Origin of the sequence: Corynebacterium uterequi, from assembly GCF_001021065.1 — a bacterium.
GTDB classification, from domain to species: domain Bacteria; phylum Actinomycetota; class Actinomycetes; order Mycobacteriales; family Mycobacteriaceae; genus Corynebacterium; species Corynebacterium uterequi.
Genome location: NZ_CP011546.1, coordinates 88,712 through 103,419, shown reverse-complemented (window position 1 = coordinate 103,419; position 14,708 = coordinate 88,712). Strand labels below are relative to the sequence as shown.

At 67.8% G+C, this 14,708-nt stretch carries 13 protein-coding genes; 9 read left to right on the top strand and 4 right to left on the bottom strand.

Going from position 1 to position 14,708, the window contains the following annotated elements; genetic code table 11:
* From wzm to CUTER_RS00450, 4 genes are read left to right on the top strand one after another with little or no spacing between them, the layout of a single operon-like run.
* Positions 1-891 carry a galactan export ABC transporter permease subunit Wzm/RfbD gene (gene wzm / locus CUTER_RS00465; RefSeq protein WP_047258774.1) on the top strand — a complete coding sequence of 297 codons (891 nt, stop codon included), beginning with the start codon at positions 1-3 and terminating at the stop codon, positions 889-891.
* 44 nt (positions 892-935) lie between these two features.
* Positions 936-1,739 (top strand): galactan export ABC transporter ATP-binding subunit Wzt/RfbE, encoded by an 804-nt coding sequence (wzt, locus tag CUTER_RS00460; RefSeq protein WP_047258773.1) that lies wholly within the window; start codon positions 936-938, stop codon positions 1,737-1,739.
* A gap of 41 nt (positions 1,740-1,780) precedes the next feature.
* Positions 1,781-2,689, top strand: a complete 909-nt coding sequence (glfT1, locus tag CUTER_RS00455; protein ID WP_047258772.1) for a galactofuranosyltransferase GlfT1 — start codon at positions 1,781-1,783, stop codon at positions 2,687-2,689.
* A 39-nt stretch (positions 2,690-2,728) separates the two neighbouring features.
* The gene (locus tag CUTER_RS00450) at positions 2,729-4,570 is read left to right on the top strand and encodes an acyltransferase family protein (RefSeq protein WP_047258771.1); all 1,842 of its coding nucleotides are present in this window, start codon (positions 2,729-2,731) and stop codon (positions 4,568-4,570) included.
* Here the strand turns inward: CUTER_RS00450 and CUTER_RS00445 are convergent.
* Positions 4,545-4,988 (bottom strand): GtrA family protein, encoded by a 444-nt coding sequence (locus CUTER_RS00445; RefSeq protein WP_236684731.1) that lies wholly within the window; start codon positions 4,986-4,988, stop codon positions 4,545-4,547. The two genes, CUTER_RS00450 and CUTER_RS00445, sit on opposite strands and share 26 nt — an antisense overlap.
* 35 nt (positions 4,989-5,023) lie before the next feature.
* Positions 5,024-5,446 (bottom strand): GtrA family protein, encoded by a 423-nt coding sequence (locus CUTER_RS00440; RefSeq protein WP_201775042.1) that lies wholly within the window; start codon positions 5,444-5,446, stop codon positions 5,024-5,026.
* A gap of 62 nt (positions 5,447-5,508) precedes the next feature.
* Here CUTER_RS00440 and CUTER_RS00435 point away from each other — a divergent pair, with 62 nt between their 5' ends.
* The 5 genes from CUTER_RS00435 to CUTER_RS00415 are packed head-to-tail and all read left to right on the top strand — an operon-like array spanning position 5,509 to position 13,222.
* A complete protein-coding gene (locus CUTER_RS00435; RefSeq protein ID WP_047258769.1) occupies positions 5,509-5,757 on the top strand; it encodes a hypothetical protein in 249 nt (82 codons plus the stop codon).
* A gap of 20 nt (positions 5,758-5,777) precedes the next feature.
* The gene (locus CUTER_RS00430) at positions 5,778-7,193 is read left to right on the top strand and encodes an FAD-binding oxidoreductase (RefSeq protein WP_047258768.1); all 1,416 of its coding nucleotides are present in this window, start codon (positions 5,778-5,780) and stop codon (positions 7,191-7,193) included.
* Between the two features lie 24 nt (positions 7,194-7,217).
* Positions 7,218-7,979 carry a decaprenylphospho-beta-D-erythro-pentofuranosid-2-ulose 2-reductase gene (locus CUTER_RS00425; protein ID WP_047258767.1) on the top strand — a complete coding sequence of 254 codons (762 nt, stop codon included), beginning with the start codon at positions 7,218-7,220 and terminating at the stop codon, positions 7,977-7,979.
* Between the two features lie 53 nt (positions 7,980-8,032).
* Entirely contained in the window at positions 8,033-9,853 is a 1,821-nt protein-coding gene (locus tag CUTER_RS00420; RefSeq protein WP_082121378.1) for an arabinofuranosyltransferase, read from the top strand.
* Between the two features lie 39 nt (positions 9,854-9,892).
* Complete coding sequence (locus CUTER_RS00415; RefSeq protein ID WP_047258765.1) at positions 9,893-13,222, top strand: arabinosyltransferase domain-containing protein; 3,330 nt, start codon at positions 9,893-9,895, stop codon at positions 13,220-13,222.
* Here the strand turns inward: CUTER_RS00415 and CUTER_RS00410 are convergent.
* Positions 13,219-14,079, bottom strand: coding sequence for a PrsW family intramembrane metalloprotease (locus tag CUTER_RS00410; RefSeq protein ID WP_047258764.1), 861 nt, complete (start codon positions 14,077-14,079; stop codon positions 13,219-13,221). The genes CUTER_RS00415 and CUTER_RS00410 overlap by 4 nt on opposite strands.
* Positions 14,080-14,082: 3 nt before the next feature.
* A complete protein-coding gene (locus CUTER_RS00405) occupies positions 14,083-14,691 on the bottom strand; it encodes a hypothetical protein (RefSeq protein WP_047258763.1) in 609 nt (202 codons plus the stop codon).
* Positions 14,692-14,708: the final 17 nt, after the last annotated feature.

The window sequence follows — 14,708 nt, the reverse complement described above, 5'->3', positions numbered from 1 at the left end:
GTGCACCAAGACCAGAACCCTTCCCTCGATGACACCCTGGCGCGCCTGACCGCAGTGGCCTCGGAGGTGCCGTCGTCGAACTCGCAGACGTTTCGCGCCGCCTTCGCGGATCTGGGCCGGGGCGCGCGCTCCCACGAGTTGTGGTTGCAGCTCGGCTGGCAGGACATCAAGCAGCGCTACCGGCGGTCGACGCTGGGGCCGTTGTGGATCACCGTCGCCACCGGTGTCATGGCGCTGGCGCTGGGGCTGCTCTACTCCATGCTCTTCCAGCTCTCCCTGCGCGAATTCCTCCCGCACGTCACGGTGGGTCTGATCCTGTGGGGCTTTATCGCCGGCTGTATCCAGGACGGCGCGAAGGTGTTCGTGGAGAACGAGGGGCTCATCAAGCAGCTGCCCAGCGCTTTGAGCGTCCACGTCTATCGGCTGGTGTGGCGCCACACGCTGTTCCTCGCCCACAACCTTGTCATCTGGGTGCTTCTGGTGCTGCTGCTGCGGGTGGACCTGGGCGTCGACCTGCTTCTGGCCATCCCGGCGCTGGCTCTGTTCATCGTCAACGGGGTGTGGGTGGCGATGCTGTTCGGCATCATCGCTACCCGTTTCCGCGACGTCGCCCCGCTGCTGGAATCCCTCATTCAGCTGCTGTTCTACATCACGCCCATCGTGTGGACCACCTACACTCTGGAGGAGCAGGGCGGCCAGGTCGCCGAGCGCGCGAAGCTGGCCCAGATCAATCCCCTGTACCACTATCTCGACATCGTTCGCGCCCCGATGATTGGGCACGAGTCGGAGGCGATTCACTGGATCGTCGTCGGCTGCTGCAGCGGGGTGGGGCTGCTTCTCGCCGCGCTCGTGATGCGCCAGTGGCGCTACCGCGTCAGTTACTGGGTATAGACTTCTCACCACTGTCCGCCGCACCTAGGAAGGGCCCGCACCGCATGGTCTCCATCGACACGTACAACGCCTGCGTGGACTTCCCCGTCTTCGACGCCAAGTCCCGCTCGCTGAAGAACACGGTGCTCACCACCGCTGGTGGGGCGATCGGCAAGAACGCGTCGAACACCGTCGTTGTGGAGGCGCTGCGCAACATCAACCTGCACCTGCGCGAAGGCGACCGGGTGGGTCTGGTCGGGCACAATGGCGCCGGTAAGTCCACCCTGCTGCGCCTGCTGTCGGGCATCTACGAACCCACCCGTGGGGTGGCGGACGTGCGGGGCCGCGTCGCCCCGGTCTTTGACCTCGGGGTGGGCATGGACCCGGAGATTTCGGGCTACGAGAACATCATTATCCGCGGGCTGTTCCTCGGCCAGTCCCGCAAGCAGATGCGGCGCAAGATCGACGACATCGCGGAGTTCTCCGAGCTGGGCGACTACCTGGCGATGCCGCTGCGCACGTACTCCACCGGTATGCGCGTGCGCCTGGCCCTCGGGGTGGTGACCTCTATCGAGCCGGAGATCCTGCTGCTCGACGAGGGTATCGGCGCCGTCGACGCGGCGTTCATGGCCAAGGCACGCCGACGCCTGCAGGACATGGTGGAACGCTCCGGCATCCTCGTGTTTGCCTCCCATTCCAACGAGTTCCTCGCCCAGCTGTGCACGACGGGCCTGTGGATCGACCACGGGGAGATCGCCGCCGCCGGGAAGGTCGGCGACGTGGTGGAGGCCTACGAGGGCAAGCCGGCCGGCGACCACGTCCGGGAGCTGGTGCGCCGCTACGCCGAAGAGCGCGCACGCCAGGAGTAGGGCGGCGTTGGTCGCTCTCCGGCCGGCGCGCCTGTGCAAGAATGAGGCGCATGCCGCTTGAGTCCACCGCGTCCGTCGCCGCCGTCATCGTCACTCACCAGCGCGTTGAGCTGCTGCGCGCCTCGCTGACGCAGGTTGTGGGACAGACCAGGCCGGTGCAGTGGGTCATCGTCGTCGACAATGACGCCGACCCGGCCGTGGCGGCGCTGCTTGACGAGCTGGCCGGGGACCGCGGGGTCTACCTGCCGTCGCACACGAATCTGGGCGGGGCCGGCGGCTTCGCCTACGGTTTCCTGCACGCGCTGGCGCTGGGGGCCGACGCGGTGTGGTGCGCCGACGACGACGGCCGCCCCGGGGACCTCGACACGCTGGAGGTCCTGCTCGCCGAGGCGGTCGCCCGCAGCCTCGACGAGATTTCGCCGCTGGTGTGCTCCATCGACGACCCGTCCCGCACCGCCTTCCCCGTGCGCCAGGGCGTGTCCTGGCTGCGCAGCGTCGACGAGTTCGAGGGGGACTTCGTGGAGTCCTACGCCTCCCTGTTCAACGGGGCGCTGATCTCGACGAAGGCGATGGAGGTCATCGGCGTGCCCGACTACCGCCTGTTCATCCGCGGCGACGAGGTCGATTATCACAACCGCATGGCCCGGGCGAAGCTGCGTTACGGCACCACGCTCAAGGCCCGCTACCTTCACCCGGAGGGGGTCTCGGAGTTCCACCCGATCATGGGTGGGCGCGCCCACGCCCAGTACCCCGAGGGCGAGTTCAAACGTTTCTTCACCTACCGAAACCGTGGTTTTGTCCTCAGCCAACCGGGCTATCGGACTATGATCTTCCAAGAAATTGCGCGCTTCGGGTGGTTCTTCCTCCTGCAGCGGCGCAGCCCCCGGGAGTTCTTCCGCTGGTTGTCGCTGCTGCGCCGCGGGCGGAACCAGGACTTCCGTCGCCCCTAGCGCGTGGGGACCGACCCACTAGTAAAGGACTGACGCCCCATGCCCACCCCCTCCCCTGCCCGGCGCCGCGGCCGGATCAACCAGGTACCGGGCCTCGACGGGCTGCGCGGCGTCGCCGTCACCGCGGTAGTGCTCTACCACTTCTTCGGCGACTGGCTGCCGGGCGGCTTCCTGGGCGTCGACGTCTTCTTCGTCCTCTCCGGCTTCCTCATCACCGCCCTGCTGCTGCGCGAACGCGCGGTGACGGGCACCATCAGCCTGGCGGGGTTCTGGACGCGGCGCCTGCGCCGTATTGTGCCGCTTGCGGTGACGGTGCTGCTCGTCACGACGGTGGCGGCCGGGCTCATCGGCGGCGACGCGGCGGTGAAGCTGCGCACCCAATTCCTCGGAACCGCGCTCTTCGTCAATAACTGGGTGCAGATCGCCCAGGGGCAGTCCTACTTCGCCGATTCGGGCGTGCAGGTCACCGCCCACTACTGGTCGCTGGCCATCGAGGAGCAGTTCTACGTCCTGTGGCCGCTGCTGGTCATCGGGTTGCTCGCCCTGGGCGGGCGCTCTCGGGTCCGCTCGGGAGCGTTGGGCTTCGTGGCGCTGGTGGCCGCGGGGGCGTCGGCGTGGTGGATGTCCGCCCTGTTCGATCCCACCCCGGGCGCGGACCCCTCACGGGTGTACTACGGCACGGACACGCACGCCTTTGGCCTGCTCATCGGGGCTTTTGTGGCCGTGTGGGTGACAAGTACCGCCAGCGAGGACGACGCCGACAGCTTCCCTACCTACCGCTCCTTCGTGCCTGGCGGCCGGACCGGGCAGTGGGTGTCCGGGCTGGCGCTGCTCGGCGTGGTGGTCCTCATGGCGACGATGTCGGACCAGTCCCCCTTCGCCTACCAGGGCGGTATCCTCCTCGCTGTGGTGCTCACCGCCATCACCATGGCGGGGGTTCTGCGCGGGGACACCGTCGTCGACGAGTGGCTGCGGGTGTCCACCCTGCGATGGCTGGGGCAGCGCTCCTTCTCTATCTACCTGTGGCACTGGCCCATCGTCGTCCTAGCCGGTTTCCTGCTGCCGCCGCAGCCGTCGTGGCTGCCCGGCGCGCTGGCGGTGCCGCTCACGCTAGTGCTCTCCGAGGCGTCGTACCGCCTCGTGGAGAACCCGGTGCGGCGTCACGGTTACCGGGCGTCGTACCGCTGGCTGCGCGCCCACCACCCCGTCGCCACCGCCGTCGTCGCGGCCCTGACCGCCGCCGGCGTCGGATTTGCGCTGGTCACCGCCCCGTCGACGAGCACCCTGGAGCGCGACCTCGCCGAGTTGGAGCGTCAGCACACCGCCGCCGCGCCGACGACGCCGCCGCGACCCACGCCGGAGGGCGCGCGGATCACCGCCGTCGGCGATTCCGTCATGCTCGCCGCCAGCGACGCGCTGACCACACGCTTCCCGGGCAGCACCGTCGACGGCGGCGTGAGCCGGCACTACCAGGACGGCCTGGCGATCCTGCAAGCCATGGCGGACGCGGGCACGCTGGGCGACGTGGTGGTCCTCGGCTTCGGCACGAATGGGCCGTCCTACGGGGCGGGCGACGAGCTCATGCTCGACAGGATCCGCGAGACCGTCGGCCCCGACCGGCTGCTCATCTACGTCCTGCCCTACGGGGACCGCTGGTACATGCCCGAGGCGGAAGCGGAACTGCTCGCCGAGGCCCGGGAACACGACAACGTCTACATCGCCGACTGGTGCCACGCGGCGCGGGACGACTACTCCCTGCTTCGCGACGATTACATCCACCCCACTCCACCCGGCGCGGTGGCCTACGCGGAAGCCATTGCCGACGCCATCGAGCAGTGGACGAACCACGACAAGGTCATCCCCGACGTCTGCGGCGTGTAGCCCGGAAGATGACCCGGCGCTGGACGACGAAGTTGATGACGGTGGCCACGGCCTGGGAAATCGCGAAGGCGGCGAGCAGCGCCGGCGTCTGTGCCCACTCGAGGTCGTGGTTGAAGGTGGGAAACAGCCACCGGTAGAGCGAGATGTTGACCACGTAGGTCAGCGCGTAGACCACCATCGTGGCGGAGAAGCGCCGCTTGGAGCTGTCCGCCCCGAAGGTCCAGCGCCGGTTGATGACGTAGGCCATGAGGGTGCCCGCCAGCCAGCCGACGGTGCGGGCGGCGACCCCATCGACGACCGCGAAGCCGACCTGGAGCAGCCAGGTCACGAGCCCGTCGACGAAGGCCGAGCCCACCCCGGCGATAGTAAAGCGCGCGGCCTGAACCCGCAGCGACGAGGTGCGCCGCGAGTCGACCAACGCGTTGATGGCCGAGGACAGTGAATAAGAGATGGCTACCCCTTAGGCCGGAAGATGAGCAGGCGTTGCATGAAGAAGTTGGTGAGCGTCGCCACGCCCTGCGCGATGACGAAGGAGATGGTGTTCTTCACGGCCCCGTCGAAGCCGAGGGCCTGCAGGGGGACGTCGGTGGCCCACCACAGGAAGTTCTGCACCGCGAAGGTGGAAGCGTAGAGGGTGAGCACCGCGGCGGCCTTGCTGCCGGAGAGCGCCGCGCCGAAGGTGAACTTGGAGTTGAGCAGGTAGGCGGCAATAGTGCCGAACACCCAACCGAAGGCCTTGGCCAGCTGCCGGTTGGCGCCGACGCCGATGAGGATCATCGTCAGCGAATAATCAATCGCCGCGGTGAGGACACCTACGGCAACAAACCGGGTGAGCTGGGATTTCAGCGACGAGCGTGCCGCGGTGCTTCCTGCCATGGGGCTATACCCTACCTGGTGAGCCGTAAACGCGTGCGACGGCGGGACTAGCCTTGGGGCCCATGAGGATGAAGAACCCCACCCCTGACCCCGATGAGCTCCGCCACGGATCTTTCGAAGCCGCCCGCCGCGTCGACGCCCCGTTGAGCGACTTCATGGTTCGGCTGCTGGCCCAGGAGCTGCCCTTTCTCGACAGCGCCACCCGGGGCGAAGTCTATGAGCTGTTGCGCCAGCATAAGGAGGCCGGCCGGCCGGTTATCGAGTCGCAGGAGGATCTGCCGGCGCAGATCCGGGAGCTCATGGATCTGTAGCATCGCGGTAGACTGAAAGGATGGAACTGCACACCACCGAAAAGTCCCTGTACGGCTGGGGGCGCACCGCGCCGTCGACGGCCCACGTGCTCTCGACCGCCGACCCGGAGACCATTATCGCCGCCGTTAAGCACGTCGCCGATCGTAATTCCGAGCTTCCCGAGCATGCCCGCCGCGGCATCATCGCCCGCGGCATGGGACGCTCCTACGGCGACCCCGCGCAGAACGGCGGCGGCCTCGTCGTCGATATGCAGCCGCTTAACCGGATCCACTCGATCGACCCGGATACCGCCATCGTCGACGTCGACGGCGGCGTGACCCTCGACCAGCTCATGAAGGCCGCTCTTCCCTTCGGCCTGTGGGTTCCGGTGCTGCCGGGCACCCGCCAGGTCACCATCGGTGGTGCGATTGGTCCCGACATTCACGGCAAGAACCACCACTCGGCGGGCTCCTTCGGCGACCACGTCACCGAGATCCAGCTGCTCGTGGCCGACGGCCGCGTGCTCACCCTCACCCCCGAGGGCTCCCCGGATGACCCGGAGGGCACGCTGTTCTGGGCCACCGTCGGCGGCATGGGCCTGACCGGCATTATCCTGCGGGCCAAGATCCGCATGACGAAGACGGAGACGGCCTACTTCATCGCGGACACGGACCGCACGGACACCCTCGATGAGACCATCGAGTTCCACTCCGACGGCTCCGAGAAGAACTACACCTATTCTTCGGCGTGGTTCGACGCAATCTCCCCGGAGCCGAAGCTGGGCCGTGCCACGATCTCCCGCGGTTCGCTGGCCACCCTGGCGCAGCTGGAGGAGCTGGCCCCGAAGCTGGCCAAGGACCCGCTGAAGTTCAACGCCCCGCAGCTGATGACGGTGCCGGACATCTTCCCCTCCTTCACCATGAACAAGTTCACGCTGCAGGCCATCGGCGAGGCCTACTACCTCATGGGCGCCCCGGCGCGGAACAAGGTGAAGAACCTCACGCAGTTCTACCAGCCGCTGGACCTCATCGGCGAGTGGAACCGCGGCTACGGCCCGGCCGGCTTCCTGCAGTACCAGTTCGTGGTGCCGATGGACGCGGTGGAGCCGTTCAAGCAGATCATCAAGGACATCCAGGCCTCCGGCCACTACTCCGCGCTTAACGTGTTCAAGCTCTTCGGCGAGGGTAACCGCGCCCCGCTGTCCTACCCGATGCCGGGCTGGAACGTGTGCGTGGACTTCCCCATCCGCAAGGGCCTGCACGCCTTCCTCGACAAGCTCGACGAACAGGTCATGCAGTTCGGTGGCCGCCTGTACCTGGCGAAGGAGTCTCGTACGTCGGCGGAGAAGTTCCACGCCATGTACCCGGAGATGGCCGGCTGGCTGGCCACCCGCAACGAGATCGACCCGAACGGCGTCTTCGCCTCCGACATGTCCCGCCGCCTCGAGCTGCGCTAACGAGAACGACACAGGAGAATCACCATGCTTAATGCAGTAGGACAGGCCCAGAACATTCTGCTCCTGGGCGGCTCCTCGGAGATCGGCCTCGGCATCGTTGAGGAGTTCCTCAGCCGCGGCCCGGCCCGCGTGACCCTCGCGGGCCGCGTCGAGGAGGACGGCCTCGAAGCCGCCGCCGAGCAGGTCATCAACGCCGGCGCGTCGGACGTCGAGCTGCTGGACTTCGACGCCCTGGATACCGCCTCCCACCCGGAGATCGTCGAGCAGGCCTTCGCCCACGGTGACGTGGACGTCGCCATCGTCGCCTTCGGCGTCATGGGCGATCAGGAGGAAATCTGGCAGGACCAGGCCAAGGCCGTGGCGTCCTCCGCCATCAACTACACCGCCTACGTGTCCTTTGGCGTGCTGCTCGGCCAGTACTTTAAGCGCCAGGGCCACGGCACCATCGTCGCCATGAGCTCCGTGGCCGGCATGAAGGTGCGCCGCTCCAACTTCACGTATGGCTCCGCGAAGGCCGGCGTCGACGGCTTCTTCACCCAGCTGGGCGTGGCCCTGGAGGGCGACGGCGTCAACGTCCTCGTCGTCCGCCCCGGCCAGGTGCGCACGAAGCTCTCGGCACACGTCGAGGAGGCCCCGTTCACCGTCGACGTGCCCGTCGTCGGTAAGGCCGTGGTGGACGCGATCCTGCACCGCAAGAAGACCCTCTACGTGCACCCCATCTTCGAGCTGGTCACCCTAGTGTTGCAGCACATTCCCGCGCCGATCATGAAGCGGTTGCCGATCTAGCCATGTTGCCCACCCGACCGGATCCGTTGTCCCGCTCCCATACCCTTCTCGGGATGCTCTCCGCCTGCCTAGGAGCTGCGGCCTTCGCGTTTGTCGGGTGGGTCGGGCTGAAGGCGGTGAGCCTACCGGCGTTCAACACGTCGATGGTGCTGCGGGCGCTGGCCAGCGCGGCGATGTTCCTGCTCATCATGGTCACCGCCGGGCTGCTGCTGTGGTGGCGTTACGGCGCTACCTCCCCCGGGCGCATACGGCGGTGGCTGACCTACGCGGTGGCTTACCTGGCGCCGGCGGGGCTCGTTTTTGCGGCGGTGGCGATTCCGCTGGCTGCGTCGAGGCTCTACCTCGACGGCATCCAGATCGACCAGATGTTTCGTTCCCAGTTCCTCACCCGCATGGCGGTGACCTGGCACAACGAGGACATGAACTACGCCGATCTGCCCTCCTACTACCCCATCGGGTGGTTCTGGCTGGGCGGCCGGCTGGCCGCGGCGCTGGGGATGCCGGGCTGGGCGGTGTACCAGCCGTGGGCCATCGTGTCGTTGGCGTCGGCCGCGTCTCTGCTGGTCCCGGTGTGGCAGCGGCTCACCGGCTCCTTACCGCTGGCTACGTCCCTGGCGCTGGCGACGACCGCGCTCACCCTCGTGGCCTCGGCCCCGGAACCCTACGCGGCGATCATCGCCATGGGGGTCCCGCCGGCGATCGTGCTCACTGACCGGGCGGTGCGCGGATCGTGGTTCGCCACGGCGGCGATGGCGGTGTTCCTCGGGGTCGCGGCCTGCTTTTATACCCTCTTCCCGGCGGTGATGGCACTCGTCGTAGTCGTAATGGCGGTGGCCACCCGGCCGTGGCGGGTGTCGCTGACACACCTGCTGGCGGTGGGTTTCGGCTCGCTGCTGCTGGCGCTCATCGCCTGGGCACCCTACCTGTGGCGCACCCTGACCGGCGACGAGGTGGCAGAGTCGACCGCCGCGCAGTACTTGCCCGAGGAGGGCACACTGTTCACGGTGCAGTTCTTCCTGCCCACACTGGTGGGGTTGCTGTGCCTGGCCGGCATCGGCTACCTGGTTCTGCGCCGCAGCGAGCCCACACCCCGCGCCTTCCTCATCGCGTTGGCGGTGTTGTACCTCTGGGAGTTGGGCTCCATGCTCGCTCCGCTGGTGGGCACCACGCTCATCGGCTTCCGGCTCGGCACCGTCGTCGTGGTCACGGTGGCGTGCTGTGGCGTGTGGGCGCTGGCGGCGCTGCTGCGGTGGGTATCGGCTCGTGGCGACGGGAGAAACGCTGCCGTGGCGGTGTCGGTGGCGCTGGTGCTCATGGGGTTCAGCTACGCCCAGACCATCCCGGCGCGCCTGGAGCACCTCATCGACCTCGCCTACTCGGATACCGACGGCTACGGTGAGCGCGGTGACCGCAAGGCGCCCAACCGGGTGCAGTTCTACCCGCGCATTGACGACGCCATCCGCGCCGCGGGCTACTCCCCCACCGAGACGGTGGTGCTCACCGACGAAAACCTCTTCCTCTCCTACTACCCCTACCTCGGCTTCAACGCGATGACCAGCCATTACGCGAACCCGCTGGGCGAGTTCTCTCAGCGTAATGACTTCATAGAGCAGCTGGCCGCCCGCTCCCACGAGCCGGGAATGACCCCCGCGGCCTTCGCCGCCGAGGTGGCGAAGAGCCCGTGGCGGCCACCGCAGGTGTTCCTGCTGCGCGGCGGCGACGAGTGGCAGCTGGGCCTAGCCCGCAACCTGTTTCCCAATCAACCCAATGTTCGCCACGACCCGGTCACGTTCAACCCGCGAGTGTTCGATGATCCCGAGCTGTGGACCGTCACCGAGGTAGATCAGTTCGTGGTGGTCACCGCGCGCGCCTAAGCGCGACCACCCCCGCTGGCACCTTTACACTGATGCCTTATGGATTCCCGAGTTGCGCCGCGCCCGCCCGCCGACACCTCCGCGTCCCCCGCGCGCACCCTCGGGATCGTCACCGGCCTGCTGGCCTTCGTCCTCTTCCTCGCGATCCCGCTGCTGCCGGTGGTGCACACGCAGTCGAGTGTGTCCTGGCCGCAGGATTCCTCGGTCCGCTCGGTGAACGCGCCGCTCGTCGCGGGCGCTCCCCAGGCGTTGCGGGCGCGCATCCCGCTTGGCGCCGTCGGCGCTCTGCGCGAGGACGAGACTCTCATCGTCGGTTCCATCCCGCCTTCCGGGCCGCAGGCGGCGAGCCGTGGCCTCTTCGTCCAGGTCACCGCCGGCGGTGGCCTCAACGTGTCCACTCAGGGCCGGGTGGTCGCCGAGCTCAGCCCCCGCGAGGTCCGCGACCTTAAACCAGACGACGTGCTGGACCTTGACATCACCCACACGTCCGTGACGGTGTCGGTGGCCGGGCGCACCACCACCGTCGAGGAGGACTTGCGCCCCCAGGTGACGGGAGTGTACTCGGAGCTCGAAGACGACGCCGCGTCGGAGCTCGTCGACGCCGGCCTCGCCGTCGAGGTGGACGTGGATTCCCGTTTCACCTCCCGGCCCACCGCGGTGAAGACGATCACGATGTGGGTGGCCTCGCTGCTGGCGCTTGTCTCCCTGTGGTCGTTGTGGCGCCAGGACCGCATCGACGTCCCCCGGCGGGTGGCGGTGCCGTCGCGGTGGCGCCAGGTGACGGCCCTCGACGCCGTCATCGTCGGGTTGCTGTTGTTCTGGCACGTCTTCGGGGCGAACACCTCCGACGACGGCTTCATCCTCACGATGGCCCGCAACGCCTCCGACGCCGGCTACATGGCGAACTATTACCGCTGGTACGGCGCCCCCGAGGCGCCCTTCGGCAGCCCGTACTACATTCTGCTCGGCGCGCTCGCCGACGTCGCCACGTACTCGCTGTGGATGCGGCTGCCGACGTTGCTGGCCGGCATCGGCACCTGGCTGATCCTGTCCCGTTCGGTGCTGCCCTACCTCGGCTCGCGGATGGCGTCTCGCCGGCTGGCGCATTGGACGGCCGGCTTCGTCTTCCTCGTGTTCTGGTTCCCCTATAACAACGGCCTGCGCCCGGAACCGGTGATCGCGCTCGGCACGCTAGTGACCTGGATGTGTTTCGAGCGCTGCATCCTCACCCGGCGGCTATTGCCTGCCGCGCTGGGCGTCGTCGCCGCGGCGGTGACCTTGACGTGCGGGCCCACGGGTCTCATGGCCGTCGGCGCCTTCCTCGTGTCACTGCCGTCGCTGGTGGCGGTGCTGCACGAGCGGCTCGCCGCGTCGACGTCGCCGCGCTGGTTCGTCACGCTGGGGATCATGTCCCCGTTCCTCGCCGCCGGGCTGGCGGTGTTCGTGCCGGTGTTTGCGGATCAGACGCTGAGCACCGTGCTCGAATCGACCAGGGTGCGTTCCGCGGTGGGTCCGTCGCTGGACTGGACGATGGAGTGGCTGCGCTATTCCACCCTGTTTTACGCCGGTTCCGAGGGCTCCCTCGCCCGCCGGGCCGCGATGTTCCTGCTGCTGTGCTGCGTGGTGCTGGTGTGCTACTCCCTGGCCCGCCACGGGAAGGTCCCCGGGGTGGCCGCGGGGCCGACGATCCGCCTCATGGTTATCTTCGCGCTGAGCGTGTTCTTCCTCATGTTCACCCCCACGAAGTGGACGCACCACTTCGGCATTTATGCGGGCATCGCCCCGGTCATCGGGGCCCTCGCCGGGGTGGTGCTCAGCCAGCTCGCGCTGCGCTCGGCTCACGCGCGCACCTACGCGGTGGCGGGGACGACGCTGCTGCTGGCGACCAGCTTCACCGGGTGGAACTCGTGGTGGTACATCTCCAACTTCGGCATCCCGTGGTGGGATAAGAAACCGCAGCTCAAGGGCTACGAGTTCGCCGACGGCATCCTGGCGGTGGGGTTGGTGATTCTGGCCGTGGCGGTCATCCAGCACCTGCGCTATCACAGCCGCCGATCCCAGGACCCGTCGTACAGCACCGCCGCCGCGTCGAACCGCGTCAACGGCCTGCTCAGCGCGCAGGTGTTCGTGGCCGCGCTGCTGCTGTCCGGGTTTTCCGCCGCGTCTTTCGCCAAGGCCTTCGTCGATCAACTTCCGGCGTACTCGGTGGGCCTGGGCAACGTCCGGGCCCTAACCGGCAATACCGCCTACCTGGCCCAGGACGTGATGGTGGAGACCGATTCCGACTCCTCCTTCCTCACCCCGGTGGGAGGCGTCGAGTTAGCACAGTCCCTCACCGGCGCCGATAGTCAGGGATTCACTCCCAATGGCATCCCGGCGGATCTCTCCTCCGAGGACGCCACTGAGGCGATGAAGATGGAGGCGAAGATGGCGGCGCTGACGGACTCCGACGGCGGCTCCCACCCCAGCGCCCACCCCAGTGCGCACCCCGCGCAGGACACCGCCCGGAAGGCGGCGACGGTCGGCGTCAACGGCTCCTACGCCCGCTTGCCGTTCAACCTGGATCCCGGCATTGTGCCCGTCGTCGGGTCCTATCGCGCGGAGGCCGCGACGGCCGCGGCGGCGACGAGCCACTGGTATCGCCTGCCGGAGACGCGCTCGGAGCAGGCCCCGCTCATCGTCGTCTCCGTGGCGGGCCGGATCCACCACCACGACGCCAACGGCGTGGAGCAGCCCGGCCAGACCTTCCTGCTGGAGTACGGCCGGAGTACGCCGGGCGGCGTGGAGCTGTTGGGCGAGCGGGAGATGCTCGACATCGGCCCGGCGCCGGCGTGGCGCAACCTGCGGCTGCCGCTCGACGCCCTGCCCGCCGAGGCGGACGCGGTGCGGCTGCGGGCGGTGGACACGTCGACGGATAAGGATCAGTGGCTGGCGTTCACCCCGCCGCGGGTGCCGACGCTTGCGCCACTGGAGGAGGTGATAGGCTCCGACGCCCCGGGCCTGCTCGACTGGGTCACGGCGTTGCAGTTCCCGCACCAGCGTTCCTTCCGGCACTACGCCGGCGTGGCCGAGATCCCGGAGTATCGCATCACCCCGGATCACGTCAATGAGCCGGAGCTGACCACCTTCATGGACTTCGCCGGCGGCGGTGCGCTCATCACCCCGGATGCGGTGAACCGGATGTACCAGGTGCCCAGCTACCTCAACCACGACTGGCACCAGGACTGGGGTGCTCTCCACCGCTACGAGCTGCGCGTGGACTCCACCGGCCAGGCGCCGGCGCTGGCCCACGTCGATTACCGCGACGAGGTCCGCGGCGGGCTGTGGCAGGACAGCACCATGCTCGTCTGGGAGGAGGAAGAGGACTAGGCCGGCAGCGCCACCAGCGGCCGATCCGTGTACGCGTAGCCGTGGTCGGCCCGGGCCTGCCGCCAGGCGGTGATGAACAGCCAGATGAAGACCGGGTAGTGCAGCACGGCGGCGATGATCATGGTGACGATGGCGAGAACCATATCCTCCGTGCCGTAGTTCCACAGGAAGTGGTTCATCACGGAGAAGGCCAACCAGCCGAAGACCTGGCCGAGCCGCCAGCCGAGGGACTTGTCCGCCCGGTAGAGGGCCTGGCCGATGCCCCAGCCCACCACCCCGGTGAACACGATGTGCAGCGCCGGCCCGACGACGAGCCGCAGCCCCCAGCCGGCCAGCGCTCCGTGAAGGTCCGAATTGGCGTCGAGGATGCCGAACATGGCACCGTAGCCGAAGTTCTCCACCGTCTCGAAGCCCAGGCCCACCAGCATTCCGGCGAGCATTCCGTGCCACGGGCGGTTGAGCTGCCGGAAGGCGAGCAGGATCATGAGGACGCCGAAGGCCTTGGCGGGCTCCTCCGGGTAGGCGCCGCTGAATGCGGCGGCGGCGTTATCCCAGCCGAAGATCCGCACCATGTCGTTCCACGCGGTGGCCGTGGGCAGCATAATCATCATGCCGGTGCCTCCGCCCCAGGCGAAGGCGGAGATGACGAAGTACCACGCCGATCCCCTCTTCATCCGAGGCCACAGGGGGGTGCGCGTGAGCGCGAAGATGATGATGAGCGAGTACAGCAGGCCGCAGACGAGGCCGACGACGAACCCCATCGGGGACAGGACTATGTTGACGCCAATGTTGAGGAGCATCATCAACACTCCGACGGCGGTCGATATGCCGAGGAGGATGCGGGCAAAGAGTTTCATGCGCTATGCCTCGTTAATCGCGGAGCGGAAGAGGGCGGGGAGGTCGGTGCCGTCGAGGGCCTGCCAGACGGACTCCAGCCAGGGTTCGAGCTCCTCGTCGGTGAAGTGCAGCTCCACCTGCGCGTAGGAATAGGCGTCCGGGCCGACGTCGGGCACGGGGTAGACAAATCCGGCCAGCGTCGCGTCTTCCGCCACGATGAGCACGGATCCGTCGTGCTCCACCGTGCGGGCGTCGCTGAGGTCGATCATCCCGCCCCCGCCTGCGCGCATCGCTCGCTTCGCGGACTTCTGGATGTCCTTCACCCCGGTGAGGACCATGGAGTCGACGCTCGCGGCGCCGCAGTCGAAGCCGAAGTTAATCATGGACAGCTCCGAGGTGACGCATTCGAGAGGCTCGCCGTCCAGGCGCAGCTGCGCGGATTCCCATTCGACGCCGGCGCCGGAGATAACGACGGGCCGAGGCTGCGGCGCCCCGGGAAGCACGGCCTTGACGATGATGGGAACGACCAAAATAAGCATCAACGCCACGATGCCGAACAAAAGGTAGCCGCCGGAACGCCGTGGAGTGAGCCGGTAGGTGAGTCCGTGGGACCTCTCAAGAACCGTTGTCATATCCGCCACCATACTGT

Excerpts from the sequence above, each read along its gene's own strand:
- wzt (WP_047258773.1), top strand. The coding sequence starts at position 936 with ATGGTCTCCATCGACACGTACAACGCCTGCGTGGACTTCCCCGTCTTC.
- glfT1 (WP_047258772.1), top strand. The coding sequence starts at position 1,781 with ATGAGGCGCATGCCGCTTGAGTCCACCGCGTCCGTCGCCGCCGTCATC.
- CUTER_RS00450 (WP_047258771.1), top strand. The coding sequence starts at position 2,729 with ATGCCCACCCCCTCCCCTGCCCGGCGCCGCGGCCGGATCAACCAGGTA.
- CUTER_RS00440 (WP_201775042.1), bottom strand. The coding sequence starts at position 5,446 with ATGGCAGGAAGCACCGCGGCACGCTCGTCGCTGAAATCCCAGCTCACC.
- CUTER_RS00435 (WP_047258769.1), top strand. The coding sequence starts at position 5,509 with ATGAGGATGAAGAACCCCACCCCTGACCCCGATGAGCTCCGCCACGGA.
- CUTER_RS00430 (WP_047258768.1), top strand. The coding sequence starts at position 5,778 with ATGGAACTGCACACCACCGAAAAGTCCCTGTACGGCTGGGGGCGCACC.
- CUTER_RS00425 (WP_047258767.1), top strand. The coding sequence starts at position 7,218 with ATGCTTAATGCAGTAGGACAGGCCCAGAACATTCTGCTCCTGGGCGGC.
- CUTER_RS00420 (WP_082121378.1), top strand. The coding sequence starts at position 8,033 with ATGCTCTCCGCCTGCCTAGGAGCTGCGGCCTTCGCGTTTGTCGGGTGG.
- CUTER_RS00415 (WP_047258765.1), top strand. The coding sequence starts at position 9,893 with ATGGATTCCCGAGTTGCGCCGCGCCCGCCCGCCGACACCTCCGCGTCC.
- CUTER_RS00410 (WP_047258764.1), bottom strand. The coding sequence starts at position 14,079 with ATGAAACTCTTTGCCCGCATCCTCCTCGGCATATCGACCGCCGTCGGA.
- CUTER_RS00405 (WP_047258763.1), bottom strand. The coding sequence starts at position 14,691 with ATGACAACGGTTCTTGAGAGGTCCCACGGACTCACCTACCGGCTCACT.